Source organism: Pseudomonas folii (assembly GCF_014357575.1).
GTDB classification, from domain to species: domain Bacteria; phylum Pseudomonadota; class Gammaproteobacteria; order Pseudomonadales; family Pseudomonadaceae; genus Aquipseudomonas; species Aquipseudomonas folii.
The window spans coordinates 1-19397 of the sequence record NZ_JACONW010000035.1 but is presented as its reverse complement, the minus strand read 5'-3'; the positions used below and the strand labels follow the sequence as shown (position 1 = coordinate 19397).

Annotated in this window: 14 protein-coding genes; 9 read left to right on the top strand and 5 right to left on the bottom strand. The window is 57.0% G+C overall.

Annotated features, from left to right (window positions below; genetic code table 11):
* The first annotated feature begins 379 nt into the window (after positions 1–379).
* A complete protein-coding gene (locus H8S59_RS09885; RefSeq protein ID WP_187521300.1) occupies positions 380–1870 on the top strand; it encodes a helicase HerA-like domain-containing protein in 1491 nt (496 codons plus the stop codon).
* A 134-nt stretch (positions 1871–2004) separates the two neighbouring features.
* Here the strand turns inward: H8S59_RS09885 and H8S59_RS09880 are convergent, their stop codons facing one another.
* Both H8S59_RS09880 and H8S59_RS09875 read right to left on the bottom strand, forming a co-directional pair.
* Positions 2005–3477, bottom strand: a complete 1473-nt coding sequence (locus tag H8S59_RS09880; RefSeq protein WP_095096869.1) for an inorganic phosphate transporter — start codon at positions 3475–3477, stop codon at positions 2005–2007.
* Between the two features lie 234 nt (positions 3478–3711).
* On the bottom strand, positions 3712–3909 hold the full coding sequence (locus tag H8S59_RS09875; RefSeq protein WP_027900610.1) for a hypothetical protein: 198 nt from the start codon (positions 3907–3909) through the stop codon (positions 3712–3714).
* An 883-nt stretch (positions 3910–4792) separates the two neighbouring features.
* Between H8S59_RS09875 and pcaR the strand changes: the two genes are divergently transcribed.
* From pcaR to H8S59_RS09850, 5 genes are all read left to right on the top strand, one after another.
* Positions 4793–5635, top strand: coding sequence for a pca regulon transcriptional regulator PcaR (gene pcaR, locus H8S59_RS09870; RefSeq protein ID WP_095096158.1), 843 nt, complete (start codon positions 4793–4795; stop codon positions 5633–5635).
* A 143-nt stretch (positions 5636–5778) separates the two neighbouring features.
* Entirely contained in the window at positions 5779–6636 is an 858-nt protein-coding gene (locus H8S59_RS09865) for a CoA transferase subunit A (protein ID WP_187521299.1), read from the top strand.
* On the top strand, positions 6636–7415 hold the full coding sequence (locus H8S59_RS09860; RefSeq protein WP_214658267.1) for a CoA-transferase subunit beta: 780 nt from the start codon (positions 6636–6638) through the stop codon (positions 7413–7415). Before H8S59_RS09865 ends, H8S59_RS09860 begins: the two co-directional genes overlap by 1 nt.
* Positions 7412–8614: a 3-oxoadipyl-CoA thiolase gene (pcaF, locus tag H8S59_RS09855; protein WP_187521298.1), complete on the top strand. Its 1203-nt coding sequence runs from the start codon at positions 7412–7414 to the stop codon at positions 8612–8614. Before H8S59_RS09860 ends, pcaF begins: the two co-directional genes overlap by 4 nt.
* A gap of 269 nt (positions 8615–8883) precedes the next feature.
* Positions 8884–10173 carry an MFS family transporter gene (locus H8S59_RS09850; protein WP_095096148.1) on the top strand — a complete coding sequence of 430 codons (1290 nt, stop codon included), beginning with the start codon at positions 8884–8886 and terminating at the stop codon, positions 10171–10173.
* A 78-nt stretch (positions 10174–10251) separates the two neighbouring features.
* Here the strand turns inward: H8S59_RS09850 and H8S59_RS09845 are convergent, their stop codons facing one another.
* The 3 genes from H8S59_RS09845 to H8S59_RS09835 are packed head-to-tail and all read right to left on the bottom strand — an operon-like array spanning position 10252 to position 16016.
* Complete coding sequence (locus H8S59_RS09845) at positions 10252–11712, bottom strand: AdeC/AdeK/OprM family multidrug efflux complex outer membrane factor (protein WP_187521297.1); 1461 nt, start codon at positions 11710–11712, stop codon at positions 10252–10254.
* On the bottom strand, positions 11709–14867 hold the full coding sequence (locus H8S59_RS09840) for an efflux RND transporter permease subunit (RefSeq protein ID WP_187521296.1): 3159 nt from the start codon (positions 14865–14867) through the stop codon (positions 11709–11711). The genes H8S59_RS09845 and H8S59_RS09840 overlap by 4 nt, the downstream gene beginning before the upstream one ends.
* A gap of 3 nt (positions 14868–14870) precedes the next feature.
* The gene (locus H8S59_RS09835; RefSeq protein ID WP_095096139.1) at positions 14871–16016 is read right to left on the bottom strand and encodes an efflux RND transporter periplasmic adaptor subunit; all 1146 of its coding nucleotides are present in this window, start codon (positions 16014–16016) and stop codon (positions 14871–14873) included.
* A 249-nt stretch (positions 16017–16265) separates the two neighbouring features.
* Here H8S59_RS09835 and H8S59_RS09830 point away from each other — a divergent pair, with 249 nt between their 5' ends.
* The 3 genes from H8S59_RS09830 to H8S59_RS09820 all read left to right on the top strand — a co-directional run bounded on the left by H8S59_RS09830 (position 16266) and on the right by H8S59_RS09820 (position 19262).
* Entirely contained in the window at positions 16266–16898 is a 633-nt protein-coding gene (locus H8S59_RS09830) for a TetR family transcriptional regulator (protein WP_187521295.1), read from the top strand.
* 279 nt (positions 16899–17177) lie between these two features.
* A complete protein-coding gene (locus tag H8S59_RS09825; RefSeq protein ID WP_425504571.1) occupies positions 17178–18311 on the top strand; it encodes a DUF3396 domain-containing protein in 1134 nt (377 codons plus the stop codon).
* A 96-nt stretch (positions 18312–18407) separates the two neighbouring features.
* Positions 18408–19262: a cache domain-containing protein gene (locus tag H8S59_RS09820; RefSeq protein WP_187521294.1), complete on the top strand. Its 855-nt coding sequence runs from the start codon at positions 18408–18410 to the stop codon at positions 19260–19262.
* The last annotated feature ends 135 nt before the right edge of the window (positions 19263–19397 follow it).

The window sequence follows — 19397 nt, the reverse complement described above, 5'->3', positions numbered from 1 at the left end:
TTGACGCCCTGAAGGTTGCCGCTGGTGAGTCAGCACGATATATGCAGTCATGGGGTGTTGGGCCCTGCGCTGGATGATCACGGAAAAAGTCTAACGTTGACCACTTATTACGACAGATGTTCGTCAGGTGGCGTCGACAGTCTGGTTTTCTGGCGCGCTCGCAGCCAAAGCCGCTTCTGCGAACTGCGATACCCGGTAGGAGCGAACTTGTTCACGAAGCGTCGGACCAAACGAAAGATGAGCATCGCCAGCCAAACCGCCTCGCGAACAAGTTCGCTCCTACCAGGGTTTATCCTTCCTTCCCGGCTACAGCATCAAGTTTCGCACTGTTTCCCTGCGCGTGGGCCACACTGATAAAACGATCAAGACAGGTGATGACATGTCAGACGTTCAGAACATTGTAATGGGTGCCGGTCCGGACGGGTTGCCGGTGAGTCAGGCATTGCGCCTGGGGAATCGTCATGGGCTGGTGGCCGGAGCGACCGGGACCGGCAAGACGGTGACGCTGCAACGTCTGGCCGAAGCCTTCAGTGATGCAGGCGTCGCGGTGTTCGCCGCGGATATCAAAGGCGACTTGTGCGGGCTGGGCGCACCGGGAGAGCCGCAAGGCAAGATTGCCGAACGTATTGCTGGTATGCCTTGGCTCAATCACACACCGAAAGCCTACCCGGTCACCTTGTGGGACATACTCGGGAAATCCGGTCATCCACTTCGCACGACGCTGAGCGAAATGGGGCCGCTGTTGCTGGGCAGCTTGCTGGAGCTGACGGACAGCCAGCAAGCTGCGCTATACGCGGCCTTCAAAGTGGCTGATCGCGAGGGCTTGTTGCTGCTTGACATCAAGGATCTGAAAGCGTTGCTCAATCATCTGCGGGACAATCCGCAGTTGCTGGGTGAAGACAGCTCACTGATGACTACGGGTTCGAGTCAGGCCCTGCAGCGTCGGTTGGCGGTGCTTGAACAGCAGGGCGCTGAGGCGTTGTTCGGTGAGCCAGCTTTGCAGCTGGAAGATATTCTGCAGCCTGCAAGCGATGGGCGAGGGCGTATCCATTTGCTGGACGCCAGCCGACTCGTTCATGAAGCGCCCAAGGTCTACGCGACGTTCCTGTTGTGGCTTCTGGCCGAGCTGTTCGAACAGTTGCCGGAACGTGGTGACGCAGACAAACCGATATTGGCGCTGTTTTTTGATGAAGCGCATTTGCTGTTTGCCGACACGCCCAAGGCTTTGCAGGACAGGCTTGAGCAAGTGGTGCGGCTGATTCGCTCCAAAGGGGTAGGCGTGTATTTCGTCACCCAGTCGCCGGGTGACTTGCCTGATCAGATACTGGCGCAGTTGGGTTTACGCATCCAGCACGGCTTGCGCGCATTTACTGCAAGGGAGCAGAAATCGCTGCGCGCCGTGGCGGACGGGTTCAGGCCCAATCCGGATATCGACACATTGACCGTGCTTACCCAACTCGGTATTGGCGAAGCGCTGGTCGGTACCTTGCAGGAAAAGGGCACGCCAGCGATGGTTCAGCGAGTGCTGATCGCGCCGCCGCAATCGCGGATCGGGCCGTTGACCGATGCCGAGCGAGCCAGTTTGATTGCCCGGTCGCCACTGTCAGGTCGCTATGACAAGCCTGTTGATCGTGAGTCAGCCTATGAAATGCTTATTGCGCGAAAAGTCGCAGCACCTGAGACGGAGGATGTACCAGCGAAGAGCGCCAAGGAGCAGGAGAGCTTCAGCGACATGGCAGGCGAGTTTCTGGGCGGTGTGGCGGGGCAGGCAATGAAAAGCGCCGTGCGCCAGGCGGCCAATCAGTTGGGGCGTCAATTGGTACGAGGGTTGTTAGGGTCTTTACTGGGCGGGGGGAAGAAGCGGCGGTAGTTCAGGGATGTTTGTAAACTGCTCTATGTCTCTTGGTTCACAGTGTTTGCTTCGCGACAGCGCTGTGTCAGAGGCCACGGGAGACGCCTACAGCAAAGCGCCATCGCGGGATGTTCCCGCGATGGCGTTTTTAATTAAGCCAGCGCTTTGGACGCCAGCCAGAACAGGGCGGCCGACAGTGCCACGGTTGCTGGCAGGGTCAGCACCCAGGCCAGAAGGATGGTGCGCACCGTGCCGCCTTGCAGGCCGCTCTTGTTGGCGACCATGGTGCCCGCGACGCCGGACGACAGAATGTGTGTCGTGGAAACCGGCAGGCTGAAGACGTTGGCTGCAGCAATGGCACACGCTGTGGTGATCTGCGCCGACATGCCTTGTGCGTAAGTCATGCCTTGTTTGCCAATCTTCTCGCCAATGGTCAGCACGACGCGTTTCCAGCCGACCATGGTGCCGATACCCAGCGCCAGCGCGACCGCCAGAATCACCCAGAACGGGGCGTACTCAGTGGTCGCGGTCAGGTCTTTGCGGAGTTTATCCAGATCCGACTTTTCACGGGCGCCCAGGTTGGGCAACTTGGCGACTTTGCGTGCGGTGTCATCCAGGCACAGCAAGTAGCGACGTACTTCGATGCGTCGCTCAGGACTCAACGAATGGTAATCGGCTACGCCTGTGAGGTTGTCGAGCAGTGCGGCAATAGTCGGTTCGGTCTGTTCCGGGTTGCAGCTGGAGCTTTCCGGCAGATCGCCTTTTTCCGCTTTACCCAGCGCCAGATACTCGCCCAGGGTGCTGTTGTTGCGCTGATAGAACTGACTGAGGTGCAGGGTTGCATCCCGGGTACGTTCAATCTGGTAGGTGGTGCTGTTCAGGTCCAGTACGAACTGGCTCGGCACGATACCGATCAGCACCAGCATGATCAGGCCGATACCTTTCTGACCATCGTTGGAACCGTGTACGAAGCTCACCGCCATGGCGGAAATCACCAGAACCAGTCGGTTCCAGAAGGGCGGGTGCTTCTTGTCGTCGAGCTTGCGACGCTGTTCAGGCGTCTTGTGCATTTTCGACAGCGGTCGCCACCATTTGAGTCCGATGAGGACCAGCGCCGCAACGAGGAAGCCTGCCAGTGGCGAGAAAACCAGCGAAGCGCCGATGTCGATCGCTTTTTGCCAGTTAACGCCGTCGGCCAATGGAATATCGTTGATCAGTGCGTTTGCCAGACCAACGCCGAGGATCGAGCCGATCAGCGTGTGGGAGCTCGATGCCGGGATACCGAAATACCAGGTGCCCAGGTTCCAGGTGATCGCCGCGGCGAGCAGCGAGAACACCATGGCCAGGCCGTGTCCGGTGTTGACGTTGATCAGCAGTTCAACCGGGAGCAGGTGAACGATGGCATAGGCAACGCCGACACCGCCCAGCAGCACACCCAGGAAATTGAAAATCCCGGAGAAGAATACAGCCAGATGCGGCGGCATCGCTTTGGTGTAAATGACTGTCGCCACCGCGTTTGCGGTGTCATGAAAGCCGTTGATGAACTCGAAGGTGAGGACGAAAGCCAGGGCGAGCAGCAGGCTCACAAGTACCCAGGCATCTAGTCCGCTGAATAAATCGATCATGAAGGTTTTCTGACCCGGTCTGAAGGGGGCGGGATTATGACAGAAAAAATACAGATCGATGTGTCGACTGCCGATTGGTATCGCCAATTATCGAAATTTTATGCTCGGCGAAGCGTCTCCTTTGATAAATCAAGAAGATGGTGGAGCCGTTTGGCAGTCGTTCAGGAACAGTTGGCCGCTCTGAAAAAAATCCGGCCGGGCCATCGGAGGTAGCCCGGTTCGCAGCGCTGAAGGTTATCCCTCTTCGCTCAGATCTTTTTCCATCTTTTGCAATTCTTGCTTGAAGGCCTGATCGAGAATACTGGCCTTCTTGCGCCAAGGTTTGCGTTCCGGCTCTGGTTGAGCGGCGTAGGTGGTGATTTCGCCACCGTAAACATCCTTGTAGCGTTGTTCCTGGCGCTCAAGTTCCGCGCGCAGTTCATCTTTGGTCACTTTGTTACCTGATCAAGTCAAATTTAATCTGGCGTTATCGCAGAGCGGCTTAATAGTCCACACAGGGTCCTGTCCAGAGACTGCTGAAAGGCTTCCGCCATACAACCCCTTGATCAGGCCATGATCTGAACATCTAGCGGCTCGCGGCTACGGACACCAGAAAACATAATTGTCGTAGCGACAGTCGTTTGAGTTGCGAATGCGATTGCTACTTTGGCTGGAAATTCATTCGCGAGGATAATGCTTTGGCCGCATTGCTGCGGTGCCTCGATCCTGTGGTTTGCCCCGAGCATGGCGCCCGGTACTGCGACCATTGCGAATCGTTATTGCAAGCCAAGTGGCAGGTACTATCTCCAAGAACTTCGGATCAGTCAACTATATGTGCAGTTCATTATCAAAAGACTTCCGTAATGGACTTTTTCTTGTACGACAGTTCCGAAGTTTCAGTGAGTGACATACGACGTAACTTTTATGTCCTGAATATTGACGACAACAGACAGAATTCTGACGACATAGTTCGTGGCGAAATGAGAGGTATGTGCAGGACGGACGATATTTGTGACAAGGGCACGCATCAAGGGATCACGATCCGTCGATTTGTGGCTTTTCGATATCACTTGCGAGTAGCAGGGGAGGTGCGCGGGAATAAAAACGGCCTCGCTTCATGGGCAAGGCCGTACCTTGGACTTCTCGTGGGTACCTGACCAGTATTTCCAAGAAGCCACTTAAGGCGATCTAAAGGTATAAGTATCTTTGCGACGGGTCAATTGCGATTATCGGCCACTTGTTCGATAATCGCACAAGGTGGGTCGGATGTTTGCCGCGAAAAAAGCGTGGAAGCTGCGATTTATATGGCCTGACAGGGTTTACCGAGGTAGTGGCAATGAATGATGAACTGCGCAATTCTTTTGCTTCGTTGGCACCGCCTATCGTGGCATCGCCTGCCAAACGGATTCAGGCATTGACCGGCGACCCGGACTTCATGACGTCGCTGGCGAGAGGGCTGGCGGTGATTCACGCTTTTCAGGAACGCAAACGGCATCTGACCATCGCCCAAATCAGCCACCGCACGGAAATTCCGCGCGCGGCGGTACGGCGTTGTCTGCTGACGTTGATCAAGCTGGGGTATGCCACGACGGATGGTCGAACCTATTCGCTGCTGCCGAAAGTGCTGACGCTGGGCCACGCTTATCTCTCGTCGACACCGCTGGCGGTGTCTTCTCAGCCTTATCTTGACCGGATGAGCGATCAACTGCATGAAGCCTGCAACATGGCGACCCTGGAAGGTGAAGACATTCTGTACATCGCCCGGTCGGCAACCACACAGCGCCTTATTTCAGTGGACCTTTCGGTCGGCGGCCGACTGCCTGCCTATTGCACGTCCATGGGCCGCATCCTGCTCTCGGCGCTGGACGATGTGACATTGAGGGAATATCTGGATCATGTGGATCTGCAGCCCAAGACCAGCCGTACGATCCGCACGCCTGAAGCGCTGCTTGAATGTCTTCAGCAAGTCCGTCAGCAGGGTTGGTGCATTGTCGATCAGGAACTGGAGCAAGGATTGCGTTCTATTGCGGTGCCGGTCTATGACGCGTCCGGTCAGGTCCTGGCAGCGCTGAACGTGAGCACCAGTGCAGGCCGCGTGGCCAGAAGCGAGCTGGAGCAGCGTTTCCTGCCCATCATGCTGGATGCAAGCAGGGATTTAAGTACTCAGTTGTTCACCTGAGCCTCAATTGAATTTGTGCGATTAACGAACGAATAATCGATTATCGGATTGTTTGGCCTCAGGCCCCGGCATAACCTCAAGTCCATTCCAGCGTAGTCCATCTACGCTGTTCATTGGATGCAATTTGAGTTCGGGAGCACCTCATGGCTGAAATTCTTTCTCTACGCGACGCCGTGAAGCAATTGGTCAACGATGGCGACACCGTTGCGCTGGAAGGCTTCACCCATTTGATCCCCACGGCCGCAGGCCACGAAATCATTCGTCAGGGTAAAAAAGATCTGACGCTGGTGCGCATGACGCCGGACCTCATCTATGACCAGTTAATAGGCGCAGGTTGTGTGAAGCGTCTGATTTTCTCGTGGGGCGGTAATCCTGGGGTCGGCTCCCTGCATCGTTTGCGTGACGCTGTTGAAAAACAATGGCCGCACCCGATGGAAATCGAAGAGCACAGCCATGCCGACCTGGCTAACGCCTATGTCGCTGGCGCGTCCGGTCTGCCGTTCGCTGTATTGCGTGCTTACGCGGGCTCCGATCTGCCCAAGGTCAATCCACTGATCAAGACGGTAACTTGCCCCTTCACCGGCGAGGTGCTCGCAGCAGTGCCTGCGGTGCGCCCGGATGTGACGGTCATTCACGCGCAGAAAGCAGACCGTAAAGGCAACGTGCTGCTGTGGGGCATCCTCGGCGTGCAGAAAGAAGCCGCACTGGCAGCCAAGCGCTGCATCGTTACCGTGGAAGAGATCGTTGATGACCTGAATGCGCCGATGAACGCCTGCGTATTGCCAACCTGGGCTTTGAGCGCGGTGTGCCTTGTACCCGGTGGTGCTCATCCGTCCTACGCCCATGGTTACTACGAGCGCGACAACCGTTTCTATCAGGCGTGGGACCCGATTGCCCGTGACCGCGAGAGCTTCAGTGCGTGGATCAAGGAATACATTCATGGCACCGCGGATTTCAGCGAATTCCAGAGCAAGTTGGCCAGCGCTTCGGAGGCACAATAATGACTTACACCACCAGTGAAATGATGACAGTGGCAGCGGCTCGTCGTCTGCGTAACGGGGCGGTCTGCTTTGTCGGTATCGGTTTGCCTTCCAAGGCGGCGAACCTGGCGCGCCTGACGTCCTCGCCTGACGTCGTGCTGATTTACGAATCCGGGCCGATTGGCGCCAAGCCGACTGTGCTGCCGCTGTCCATCGGCGATGGCGAGCTGGCGGAAACCGCTGACACGGTGGTGTCCACCAGTGAGATCTTCCGTTACTGGTTGCAAGGTGGACGAGTGGATGTGGGGTTCCTCGGGGCTGCGCAAGTTGACCGCTTCGGCAATATCAACACGACGGTGGTCGGGGATTACAACAATCCAAAAGTGCGTCTGCCTGGCGCAGGCGGCGCGCCGGAAATTGCCGGGTCTGCCAAGCAGGTCTTGATCATCCTCAAGCAGTCCGCGCGGGCTTTCGTCAACAAGCTGGATTTTATGACCTCGGTTGGTCATGGCGAAGGCGGTGACTCTCGCAAACGCCTTGGATTGCCTGGCGCCGGGCCGGTCGGGATTATTACTGACCTGTGCATCATGGAACCGGAAGAAGGCACCAACGAGTTTGTGGTGACTACCTTGCACCCCGGCGTAACCCGTGAGCAGGTTATCGCGGCCACGGGATGGGAGCTGCGTTTCGCCGAAAACGTCGAGTACTCCGCCGAGCCAACCGAAACCGAGCTGACCGCCTTGCGTGACCTGGAAGCCCGAACTGCTAAAGCCCACGGTCAAGCGCCGGGAGAAGCATGATGCGCGAAGTGTTTATCTGCGATGCGATTCGTACCCCCATTGGCCGTTTTGGCGGTGGATTGGCCAGCGTTCGCGCTGATGATCTGGCCGCTGTGCCTATCAAGGCGCTGATGGAGCGCAACCCTTCAGTCAACTGGAATGAAGTGGACGAGGTGTTTTTCGGCTGCGCCAATCAGGCCGGTGAAGACAACCGCAACGTAGCGCGCATGGCGGCGTTGTTGGCGGGCCTGCCGGAAACGATCCCCGGAGTGACCCTTAACCGTTTGTGCGCCTCGGGCATGGACGCTATCGGGACGGCATTTCGAGCGATTGCGGCAGGTGAGATGGAGCTGGCGATCGCCGGTGGCGTTGAGTCGATGTCGCGCGCGCCCTTTGTCATGGGTAAAGCTGACGCTGCGTATTCACGCAACATGAAGCTGGAAGACACCACCATTGGCTGGCGTTTCATCAACCCGTTGATGAAAGAGCAATATGGCGTCGATTCCATGCCACAAACCGGCGACAACGTCGCCGATGACTTCAGGATTTCTCGAGCCGATCAGGACGCTTTCGCCCTGCGCAGCCAACAGCGCACTGCCGCTGCTCAGGCTGCGGGCTTTTTTAAAGAAGAAATCACCCCAGTGCGCGTTGCCCATAAAAAGGGTGAAACGGTGGTGGAGCAAGACGAGCACCCGCGCGCCGATACCAGCCTGGAAACCCTGGCCAAACTGAAACCGGTCAATGGTGCGGACAAGACCGTCACCGCCGGTAATGCTTCCGGGGTCAACGACGGTGCTGCCGCGCTGATCCTGGCGTCGGCTGAAGCGGTCAAAAAGCATGGCCTGACGCCCCGGGCTCGAATTCTCGGCATGGCCAGTGCCGGCGTCGCGCCGCGGGTCATGGGTATCGGCCCGGTGCCAGCGGTACGTAAGCTGGTGGAGCGCCTTGGCCTGGCGGTCAGCGATTTTGATGTGATCGAACTCAATGAAGCCTTCGCCAGTCAGGGCCTGGCGGTGCTGCGTGAACTGGGACTGGCCGATGATGCGCCGCAAGTGAACCCCAACGGTGGCGCCATCGCTCTGGGTCACCCCTTGGGCATGAGCGGCGCACGACTGGTATTGACTGCGCTGCATCAACTGGAGAAAAGCGGCGGTCGCCGAGGCCTGGCGACCATGTGTGTAGGGGTAGGGCAGGGCCTTGCGTTGGCGATTGAGCGCTGACGGGGTGGGCGCTTTTCTGAATTGAAGCGGGGTCCTGTGGCAGCGGTGCTTGCCCGCGATAAGGCTTGACGCGATCTAAAGTGAACCGCGTCCAGCCTTATCGCGGGCAAGCACCGCTCCCACGGGAGACTGCGTTCCAACTTTTGAATTCGCGCCATCCTCAATGGCGCCCGCCACCCCACAATGGAATTCCATAAAGCTGCTTGTTGTCCCAAAACATGTTACAGGTTATGTCCTGGATGACTGTTCAGCTTTAATGGGGAAAAATAATGACAACCACGCATTACACGGGTGAAGAACGCAGCAAAAGGATCTTTGCGATTGTGGGCGCCTCCTCAGGCAATCTGGTCGAATGGTTCGATTTCTACGTCTACGCTTTCTGCGCCATCTACTTCGCTCCGGCGTTCTTTCCTTCCGATGATCCCACCGTTCAGTTGCTCAATACCGCGGGCGTGTTTGCTGCCGGTTTCTTGATGCGGCCTATCGGCGGCTGGCTGTTTGGCCGGGTTGCCGACAAGCATGGTCGCAAGAACTCAATGATGATCGCCGTACTGATGATGTGCGGCGGCTCGTTGATGATTGCGTGTTTACCGACTTACGCAACGATTGGCGTCTGGGCCCCGGCATTGCTGTTGCTGGCGCGTCTGATTCAGGGCTTGTCGGTAGGCGGCGAGTACGGCACCACTGCGACGTATATGAGCGAAGTGGCGTTGCGCGGCCAGCGGGGTTTTTTCGCCTCCTTCCAGTACGTGACGTTGATCGGCGGGCAACTGCTGGCGGTGCTGACCGTAGTGATCATGCAGCAGTTTCTCAGCACTGAAGAGCTACGCGCCTATGGCTGGCGCATTCCGTTCGTGATCGGTGCAGTCGCAGCGGTGATCTCGCTGCTGTTACGTCGCTCGCTTGAGGAAACCACCACCGCTGAAATGCGTCAGGACAAGGACGCCGGAAGCATCAGTGCGCTATTCCGTGATCACAAGGCGGCGTTTATTACCGTGTTGGGTTACACCGCAGGCGGCTCGCTGATTTTCTACACCTTTACCACTTACATGCAGAAGTACCTGGTGAACACGGGGGGTATGGACCCCAAGACCGCCAGTTACATCATGACCGGCGCGCTGTTCCTGTACATGTGCATGCAGCCGTTGTTCGGCATGCTGGCGGACAAGATCGGTCGTCGTAACTCAATGCTGTGGTTCGGCGCACTGGGTACGCTTTGCACGGTGCCGATTTTGATGACCTTGAAAACCACGACCAGCCCGTTCCTGGCTTTCCTGCTCATCACCTTTGCGCTGGCAATCGTGAGCTTTTACACCTCGATCAGCGGTTTGGTAAAAGCCGAAATGTTCCCTCCGCAAGTTCGCGCACTGGGTGTAGGTCTGGCTTATGCAGTGGCTAACGCGGTGTTTGGTGGTTCTGCAGAGTTTGTTGCGTTGAGCCTCAAGAACCAGGGCATGGAGAACAATTTCTATTGGTACGTGACGATCATGATGGCCGTCGCCTTCCTGTTCAGTCTGCGCCTGCCCAAGCAACCGGCGTATCTGCATCACGATCACTGATAAAGCGCTTTCTCTGAAGCAATAAAAAACCCACCGATGAGGTGGGTTTTTTATGTGAGTCGCTTATCAGAGCAGGTGTCAGAACAACTGAACTGTCGGCTTCTCTTTATCTACCGGTTTGGCCTGCCCGGTTTGCTCATACCAACCACCGCCGAGGGCCTTGTACAGGTTGACCTCGCTGGTGAGCTGGGAGAGACGGTCGGTGATCAGCGATTGTTGCGCGCTGAACAGCGAGCGTTGGGCATCGAGGAAGGTCAGGTTGCTGTCGATCCCGATGCGGTAGCGACGCTCGGCCAGACGGTAGTAGTCCTGGTTGGCGTTCACGAAATCACGCTGGGCTTGCAACTGTTCGTTGTAAGTCTTGCGCGAAGCCAGGCCGTCAGAGACTTCCTGGAAGGCGGTCTGAATCGCTTTTTCGTAGTTGGCGACGCTGATCTCTTTCTGGATTTTCGAGTAATCCAGGCTGGCGCGCAGGCTGCCGGCGTTGAAGATCGGGATGTTGATGCTTGGCTGGAACAGCCAGGTACCCGAACCGCCTTTGAACAGACCGGAAAGATCCGGGCTGATCGTACCGGCGTTGGCTGTCAGGCTGATGCTCGGGAAAAATGCCGCACGGGCTGCACCGATGTTTGCGTTGGCAGCCTGCAACGAGTGCTCGGCCTGCAGAATGTCTGGACGACGCTGCAGCAGATCCGAAGGCAGGCCTGCTGGCAGAGCGCTCAACAGGTCGGCACTCAAAGGCTGAGCGGGCGGCAGATTATCCGGCAGGTTAGTGCCCAGCAGCAGGGTCAGGTTGTTCTGATCCTGAGCGACCTGACGCTGGTAGCGCGCCAGAGCAACCTTGGCGCTTTCCACCGAGGTCCGTGCCTGGCTCAGATCCAGCGCCGACGAAACGCCCACTTCATTACTACGGGAAGTCAGACGCAGACTTTCTTCGTAGGTCTTGAGTGTTTCTTCCGTCAGCTTGAGCAGCTCTTTGTCGGCCTGCCAGGTCATGTAGGCATTGGCGACGTTGGCCACCAGGCTGATCTGTGTGCTACGACGGGCTTCTTCACTGGAGAAGTAAGTCTGCAAGGCTTGCTCGCTCAGGCTGCGAACCCGACCGAACAGATCCAGTTCATAGGCACTGACACCCAGCGTTGCTGAATACTGGCTGGTAATGCCTGATTCGCGAGTGGTGGACATATCGGCCGGAACCCGTTGACGGCTGCCGCTGCCATCAGCAGAAACCGCCGGGAACAGATCGGCACGCTGAATGCGGTACTGAGCACGGTAGGCGTCGATGTTCAGCGCCGCGACACGCAGGTCGCGGTTGTTGACCAGCGCAGTCTGGATCAGCTGCTGCAGGGCCGGGTCATGGAAAAACTGACGCCAGCCCTGTTCGGCTGCCGCGACGTTCGCCGCTTCAGTCGGCGAGTAGGCCGGACCTTGCGGGTACTGCGCCGCGACCGGAGCCGCAGGCTGTTTGTATTCAGGGATCAACGAGCAACCACTGAGGATGACCGCAGTGACTGCCAGGGAGATCAGGGACTTGCTCATTGGCCAGCCTCATCATGTGATGTTTGTTTCTCGTGTTCCTTGTCGTACTTGCTCTTGAACATCGACGACACGGCAACGTAGAACATTGGGACCCAGAAAATTGCCAGGACGGTGGCGGTGATCATACCGCCGATTACGCCTGTACCAATTGCGTGCTGGCTACCCGAACCGGCACCGGTGGAGATCGCCAGCGGTACCACGCCGAGGATAAACGCCATGGAGGTCATGATGATCGGGCGCAGACGCATGCGGCAGGCTTCCATCGCCGCATCCACCAGACTCTTGCCCTGTTCATGCAGCTCTTTGGCGAACTCGACAATCAGGATCGCATTCTTCGCCGCCAGCCCGATCGTCGTCAACAAGCCGACCTGGAAGAACACGTCGTTGGACAGGCCCCTCAGGCTGGTTGCCATAAGTGCACCGATGATACCCAGCGGTACAACGAGCATGACCGCAATCGGAATCGACCAGCTTTCATACAGCGCTGCCAGACAGAGGAACACGACCAGCATCGACAGGGCGTACAGCGCAGGCGCCTGAGAGCCGGACAAACGTTCTTCGAAGGACAGACCGGTGAAGGCGTAACCGATACCTGCTGGCAGTTTCTTGGCGATGGATTCGACCTCCGCCATGGCTTGCCCCGAGCTGTAACCCGGAGCCGGTGTGCCGAGAATTTCCATTGCCGCTACGCCGTTATAACGCGACAGCTTCGGCGAACCGTAAATCCACTCGCCTTTGGCGATGGCAGACAGCGGCACCATGGTCCCGGCATCGTTACGCACGAACCACTTGCCCAGATCTTCAGGGGTCATGCGGCTCGCCGCTTCACCCTGCACGTACACTTTCTTCACCCGACCACGGTCGATGAAGTCGTTGACGTAGCTACCACCCAGTGCGATGGACAAGGTCTGGTTGATGTTTGCCAACGTAATGCCCAGAGCGCTGGCCTTCTCGTCATCGACAGTGAGCTGATACTGCGGCTCGTCACCCAGGCCGTTAGGACGTACGCCTGCAAGTATCTTGCTTTGCGACGCCATGCCGAGGAACTGGTTACGTGCCTCAAGCAGCTTGTCGTGGCCTACACCGCCCTGGTCCTGCAGGTAAACGTCGAAACCGGTTGCGTTACCCAGTTCCAGTACCGAAGGTGGAACCACGGCGTACACCATCGCATCCCGGAAGGAGAAGAAGTGTGCCTGTGCTCGTTCGGCAATCTTGAACACGGTGTTTTCCGAGTCACGTTCGCCCCACGGTTTGAGCATTACAAACGCAAGGCCCGAACTCTGGCCACGACCGGCGAAGTTGAAGCCGTTGACGCTGAACACCGAGTTCACGCCGTTACCTTCACCGTTCTCCTTGTCGAGCAGGAAGGTACGCATATCGTCGATGACTTTCTGCGTACGCTCGGCGGACGAGCCCGCTGGGGTCTGAACCTGAGCGAAAATCACGCCTTGGTCTTCTTCCGGCAGGAACGCACTCGGGATGCGAGTGAACAGGAAGATCATGCCCGCAACGATGAGCAGGTATACGCCGAACGCTGGCAGCTTGTGAGTCACCATGCGTTTCACGCCGCGCTCGTAGCTGTTTACGCCACGATCAAACGTGCGGTTGAACCAGCCGAAGAAACCTTTTTTCGGTTGGCCGTGTTTTTCCGGGTCGATGGGCTTGAGCATGGTGGCGCAGAGCGCCGGGGTGAAGATCAATGCAACCAGAACCGACAGGGCCATCGCCGAAACAATGGTGATCGAGAACTGTTTGTAAATAACCCCTGTAGACCCCCCGAAGAACGCCATTGGCAGCAGTACCGCCGAGAGCACCATGGCGATACCCACCAGTGCACCCTGGATCTGCCCCATGGATTTCTTGGTCGCCTCTTTCGGCGATAAGTGCTCTTCGGCCATTACCCGCTCGACGTTCTCCACCACCACAATGGCGTCGTCCACCAAGAGCCCGATGGCCAGGATCATCCCGAACATGGTCAGGGTGTTAATAGTGAAACCGAACGCGGCAAGGATGCCGAATGTACCGAGCAATACGACCGGCACGGTCATCGTAGTGATCACGGTGGCGCGGAAGTTTTGCAGGAACAGGTACATCACCAGGAACACCAGCACGATCGCTTCGATCAGGGTGTCAACAACGCCCGAAATCGATTCGGTCACGGTTGGCGTGGTGTCGTACGGGTAAACCACCTTCATGCCAGGCGGAAAGAACGGCTCCAGGTTGGCGACGGTGGCGCGAATCGCCTTGGCGGTGTCCAGTGCGTTGGCACCGGAAGCCAGTTTGATTGCCATACCGGAAGCCGGTTTGCCGTTGAACTGCGCATCAATGCTGTAGTTCTGGCCGCCCAGCTCAATACGGGCGACGTCACGAAGACGTACTTGCGAACCGTCGGTATTGACCTTGAGCAGAATGTTGCCGAACTGCTCAGGGGTCTGCAGACGCGTCTTGCCGATGATCGTGGCGTTCAGTTGAGTGCCGGGTACGGCAGGCAGACCGCCCAGTTGGCCGGTAGCGATCTGGACGTTCTGTGCAGAAATTGCCGTGCTCACATCAACCGGTGTCATCTGGTAGTTGTTGAGCTTGGCCGGGTCCAGCCAGATACGCATGGCGTACTGCGAACCGAACACCTGGAAGTCGCCCACACCGGAAGTCCGGGAGATCGGGTCCTGGATGTTGGAAACGATGTAGTTGGACAAGTCTTCCCGGGTCAGGCTGCCGTCCTCGGCGACCAGACCAATTACCAGCAGGAAGTTTTTCACCGACTTGGTTACGCGCAGACCCTGTTGCTGTACTTCTTGCGGCAGCAGCGGGGTGGCAAGGTTGAGCTTGTTCTGGACCTGAACCTGGGCGGTATCCGGGTTGGTACCCTGGTTGAAGGTCACAGTGATGGTCATGCTGCCGTCGGAGTTACTGTCCGAGGAAACATAACGCAGGTTATCGATACCGTTGAGCTGTTGCTCAATGATCTGCACCACGGTGTCTTGCACCGTCTGCGCCGAAGCACCTGGGTAGGTAACCTGGATATCAATGGCTGTAGGTGCAATGGCCGGGTACTGGTTGATCGGTAGCTTCAGGATCGAAAGCGTACCCACCAGCATGATCACCAGGGCTAATACCCAGGCGAAAATGGGGCGGTCAATAAAGAATTTAGACATCGGTTACTCACCTTTGCCAGTGGCGGCAGGGGCGGACTGGGCTGGCGTGAGGTTGGTCGCTTCCTTGACCGTCACTTGCGCGCCTGGCTTGACGAATTGCAGACCTTCAGTGATTACGCGATCACCCGGTTCCAGACCTTTTTCGATCAACCAGTAAGCACCGGAAGTGCGATTGGCGATGAGTTCGCGCTGCTCAACCTTGTTGTCTTTGTTAACCACCAGGGCGGATGGATTGCCGCGCATGTCACGGGTCACGCCTTGCTGCGGAGCAAGGATGGCTTCGCTTTTCACGCCAGCCTGCAGCTGGGCGTGAACGAACATGCCAGGCAACAGGGTGTGGTCAGGGTTAGGGAACACTGCGCGCAGGGTCACGGAGCCAGTTGCCTGGTCTACCGACACTTCAGAGAATTCCAGTTTGCCCGGTTTGCTGTATTCGCTGCCGTCTTCAAGGGTCAGCTTGACCGATGCGGCGTTGTCACCGGCTTTTTGCAGTTTGCCGGACTCCAGGTCCCGACGCAGTTTGAGCATCTCGGTGGAAGACTGGGTCACGTCAACGTAGATCGGGTCCAGTTGCTGGATCGTCGCCATGGCGTTGGTCTGACCGCTGGTAACCAGTGCACCTTCAGTCACATCGGAACGCCCGATACGGCCGGAAATAGGGGCCATTACCTTGGTGTAACGCAGGTTGATCTGAGCGGTTTGCAACGTGGCCTGCGCTTCCAGGCTTGAGGACAGCGCGGTGTCGTATTCCTGACGGCTTACGGCTTGCTCGTTGACCAGTTGCTTGTAGCGATCAGCGAGAGACTTGGCCGACTGCAATGTCGCCTTGGCGCTGTTGGCCGTGGCTTCGTAAAGCGCTGGATCAATTTGATACAGCTGTTGGCCGGCTTTCACATCAGCGCCTTCTGTAAACATGCGCTTGAGAATGATGCCGTTGACCTGAGGCCGGACTTCAGCGATGCGATAGGCCGTGGTACGGCCTGGCAGTTCCGATGTCAGGGTGTAGGGCTGAGCTTTGATGGTAACGACGCCGACCTGAGGAGGTGCAGCTGCAGGAGCTGCGGCTTCTTCCTTTTTACTGCATCCACTGAGCAGTGTTGCCAGGGCGACGGCAGTGACCAGTACGGTAACAGCTGGCTTGAATTGCATGAAGATCCTCGGGTCAGGAGCCTGGGTGCTCAAGAAAAGTGAAAGGGTGTGAAAAATTCTGGCTGGATAAGTAGTAGGCTAATGAATATACTTACATTCACGGTTGTTTGTAAATACCCAGTACTGCGTCGCTAAGCCGCGCCTACTGGGGATTGCAGGTTCGGGACAAGGCAATACAAATGCCGCCCGGTTTTGCTTCAGAGCCACATGATTCGTGGCGTGCAGCATTTTCAATGAGGTTTTACTGCCATGGTCCGTCGTACCAAAGAGGAAGCTCAGGTTACCCGTAGCCAAATTCTCGAGGCCGCTGAGAAAGCGTTCTATGAGAGAGGCGTTGCGCGTACGACTCTGGCGGATATCGCATCCCTGGCGGGAGTGACCCGTGGCGCGATCTACTGGCACTTCAGCAATAAGGCCGATCTGGTGCAGGCGATGCTCGACAGCATCCAGGAACCCTTGGAAGAGATGGCGCTGGCGAGCGAAAGCGAGGACGAGGTCGACCCGCTGGGCTGCATGAAGAAATTGCTGATTCATTTGTTTCATGAAATTACAGTGGACCCGAAAACGCGGCGCATTAATGAGATTCTGTTTCATAAATGCGAATTCACCGATGAAATGTGCGACTTTCGCCAGCAGCGTCAGGTCAATGCGCTGGAGTGCAACGACCGGATCGGCCTGGCGTTGAGCAACGCTGTCCGCAAAGGTCAATTACCTGCAGATCTGGACACCGTTCGTGCGTCCATCGCCCTTCATGCCTATATAGACGGCATGCTCGGCCAATGGCTGCTGGTCCCCGACAGCTACTCCCTCATCGACAGGGCCGAGAAATGGGTAGATGCCGGTCTGGATATGCTGCGCCTAAGCCCCGCCCTACGCACCTGAAACTTCTGTCAGATTCCCCGCCCAGTGCCTGTATCTTCAATGAAGCAGGCCATGACTGCCCAGTCATTTTACCCAACGCTTACAAAATTGGCGCAATGCCATTATGACTATTGGTGATTAAAAGTGCCCGGCAGAGGCTAAATTTGTAGGATTTGAGTAGGACGCTTCTTGAAGTGTGTAGCTGATTTCCCAAATTGATTTCTCCGTATTGTCCCTCCTTGCAACTCCCTTCACTCTTGCGTCGCATTCTTGTTTATGGAAGACCGGGAGAATAAAAACGTGTTGCAAACCGTATCTGAAGCACCAGGGATTCTCGGAAGGCTCAAGTACCAGGCGGATCAGTTTCTGACCGACGCTGCACAATGTAGACCCGCCGCCCGATTAGGGCTCATGACCACGTTGTATTTCAAGCAAGGGCATACGCCGAAGACCCGGCAACGAATCGAAGAATGCTTCACGCATTTTTACGATACGTTTCGGTCGGCGCTCGATTGGCAGTCTTATCAGCGGCTTCGAAAACTGTCGCCCAGCAGTTTCTCCATTTGTCGGAAGCAAGTGCTTGATAGCGCACCGGACGAACCGCTGCTGTGGTCGATTTCCAGCGCCAGACCCGTGGAGGCTGCCACTTATTGCATGTCCGTCATGGCGCCGCCTGAAAGTCAGGCGGCGACCGATCACTCTTGCCTGAAAATGCTGCTGCCGTGGTCCTTTTTGATGGACCGAGACGGTGCCAAAGTGTACGAGGGCTGGGTCAAGTATCTCTGCAACCAGATCCAGGCCGAGCATGGTTACGGCGGGCTGGTGTGTGTTCTGCCAGGTGATGGCCTCAGGTATCTGCCCTTGGAATACCGGTTGGCACAGGACTACATCGGTTTGATGGTCGATGCCGGACCGCACATGGAAAGTCTGCGATTGCTGGACAGGATCAAGGGCGTCAGTTGGTACAGCATTCTGGGGAACCGGTTTGTTCATCAGTTGGGTGGTAGCGACCGGTTGCGCAAGGTGCTCAGTCCTCATAGTGACGTCGTTTTCCAAACCTATGAAAACGGCCTGATGATTCGCGCAGGTGTTTTACCGGCACTGGGTGGCAGAGGCGAAGGGCCTTCGAATGCTTACATGGCGGTCAATAAGGTGCTCAAGCCAATCCGGGTGCAGGACACTGGCTGCCTTCATCCATGCCCGGGGCGCGGCATCGGTTTTACCGAGCAATCGACTGCTCAGTGGTATGCCCGCTTCGACGAAAAACCCATGGCCTCGGTGCGTGCCGGTCAGCCTTGTCCGCAGACCGGGCACTGGTTCAGTAGCGCCATGGCGCGCTCCCGGCGTTTCTTCAACAAGGGTGAAGTCATGCCAGCTTTCGAACACCTTAAAGCCGAGCGAACACAGTGGTTCTGGACTGATTTCAGCGGTTAGCCAAGCGGCGCTGGCGACCCCTTTTTCATGAATGATTCTGCATCATCCAGCGTTTGTCTAAGCTCTGGGCAGACTTATAAAAAGAAGGGGCCAGTCATGCAGTTTTCGCCACGCGGTATCGGTGTTGTCCTGGGGGTTCTATGTTCTGCCTGGCTTGGCCAGGCAGTGGCTGGCGTCGAAAGCCCTGAGCAGGGGCCTGCCGCCAAAGCCTTGCTGGAGAAGGCTGTGACCCGCTATCAGGAAGCAGGTGACAAGGCGTTTGCCGAGTTCAGCCGTCAGGGCGAGTTTGTCGATGGCGAGCGCTATGTGTTCGTCGTCGACACCCACGGCACCATGCTGGCCAGCGGTGGACCTTCAGTGGTTCTGATTGGCCGCGACGTCTCTCAGGTGCTTGAGCCGGACCTGCAAAAAGCGTTCAAGGAAGTTTTGCAGACCCCGGAAAGCAAAGGTGTCCAACAAGCCGAGTATCGCTGGCAGAACTGGGCTGACGGCAAGGTCGAGCGCAAGCGGGTGTACTTTCAGCGGCTTGGCGAGCGGATTCTCGCGGTGGGTTATTACGTGCCTCGAGCATCACCTGAACAAGCCAGAGCGTTGCTGGATAAGGCGGTTAGCGAAATGGGTCGTGACCAGAAGGGCACTCTCACCGCTATCAACAGCCTGCGAGGCGGATTTCTGCAGGATGACCTTTATGTGTTTGTCGTCGATCTGAACAGCAAGCGTTATGTGGCGCATGGCACCAACCTACGATTGATCAATACCGACTTTCGCAAAGTTAAAGACCCTGAGGGCAAACCTGTCGGCGAACCAATGCTCGCGCTGATTGAAAAACAGGACGCCGCTGAATACGAATACCGTTGGCGTAACCCCGTAACCGGCAAGGTGGAGAACAAGCATGCGTATGAGCGCAAGGTTGGGGATTACCTGGTGGCGGTGGGGTATTACAGCCAATAAGCAGTAGGTTGTTCAACTCGTGGGGTACCGAGTCCGCGCGTTATAGCTGTAGACGGGGTACCTGAGGGAGATTCTTTACCCGCAAGCTGATATGTGCCGTGGGACCGGCTTCAGCCGGGAAGGCGGTATTTCAGA

Excerpts from the sequence above, each read along its gene's own strand:
- H8S59_RS09885 (WP_187521300.1), top strand. The coding sequence starts at position 380 with ATGTCAGACGTTCAGAACATTGTAATGGGTGCCGGTCCGGACGGGTTG.
- H8S59_RS09880 (WP_095096869.1), bottom strand. The coding sequence starts at position 3,477 with ATGATCGATTTATTCAGCGGACTAGATGCCTGGGTACTTGTGAGCCTG.
- pcaR (WP_095096158.1), top strand. The coding sequence starts at position 4,793 with ATGAATGATGAACTGCGCAATTCTTTTGCTTCGTTGGCACCGCCTATC.
- H8S59_RS09865 (WP_187521299.1), top strand. The coding sequence starts at position 5,779 with ATGGCTGAAATTCTTTCTCTACGCGACGCCGTGAAGCAATTGGTCAAC.
- H8S59_RS09860 (WP_214658267.1), top strand. The coding sequence starts at position 6,636 with ATGACTTACACCACCAGTGAAATGATGACAGTGGCAGCGGCTCGTCGT.
- pcaF (WP_187521298.1), top strand. The coding sequence starts at position 7,412 with ATGATGCGCGAAGTGTTTATCTGCGATGCGATTCGTACCCCCATTGGC.
- H8S59_RS09850 (WP_095096148.1), top strand. The coding sequence starts at position 8,884 with ATGACAACCACGCATTACACGGGTGAAGAACGCAGCAAAAGGATCTTT.
- H8S59_RS09845 (WP_187521297.1), bottom strand. The coding sequence starts at position 11,712 with ATGAGCAAGTCCCTGATCTCCCTGGCAGTCACTGCGGTCATCCTCAGT.
- H8S59_RS09840 (WP_187521296.1), bottom strand. The coding sequence starts at position 14,867 with ATGTCTAAATTCTTTATTGACCGCCCCATTTTCGCCTGGGTATTAGCC.
- H8S59_RS09835 (WP_095096139.1), bottom strand. The coding sequence starts at position 16,016 with ATGCAATTCAAGCCAGCTGTTACCGTACTGGTCACTGCCGTCGCCCTG.
- H8S59_RS09830 (WP_187521295.1), top strand. The coding sequence starts at position 16,266 with ATGGTCCGTCGTACCAAAGAGGAAGCTCAGGTTACCCGTAGCCAAATT.
- H8S59_RS09820 (WP_187521294.1), top strand. The coding sequence starts at position 18,408 with ATGCAGTTTTCGCCACGCGGTATCGGTGTTGTCCTGGGGGTTCTATGT.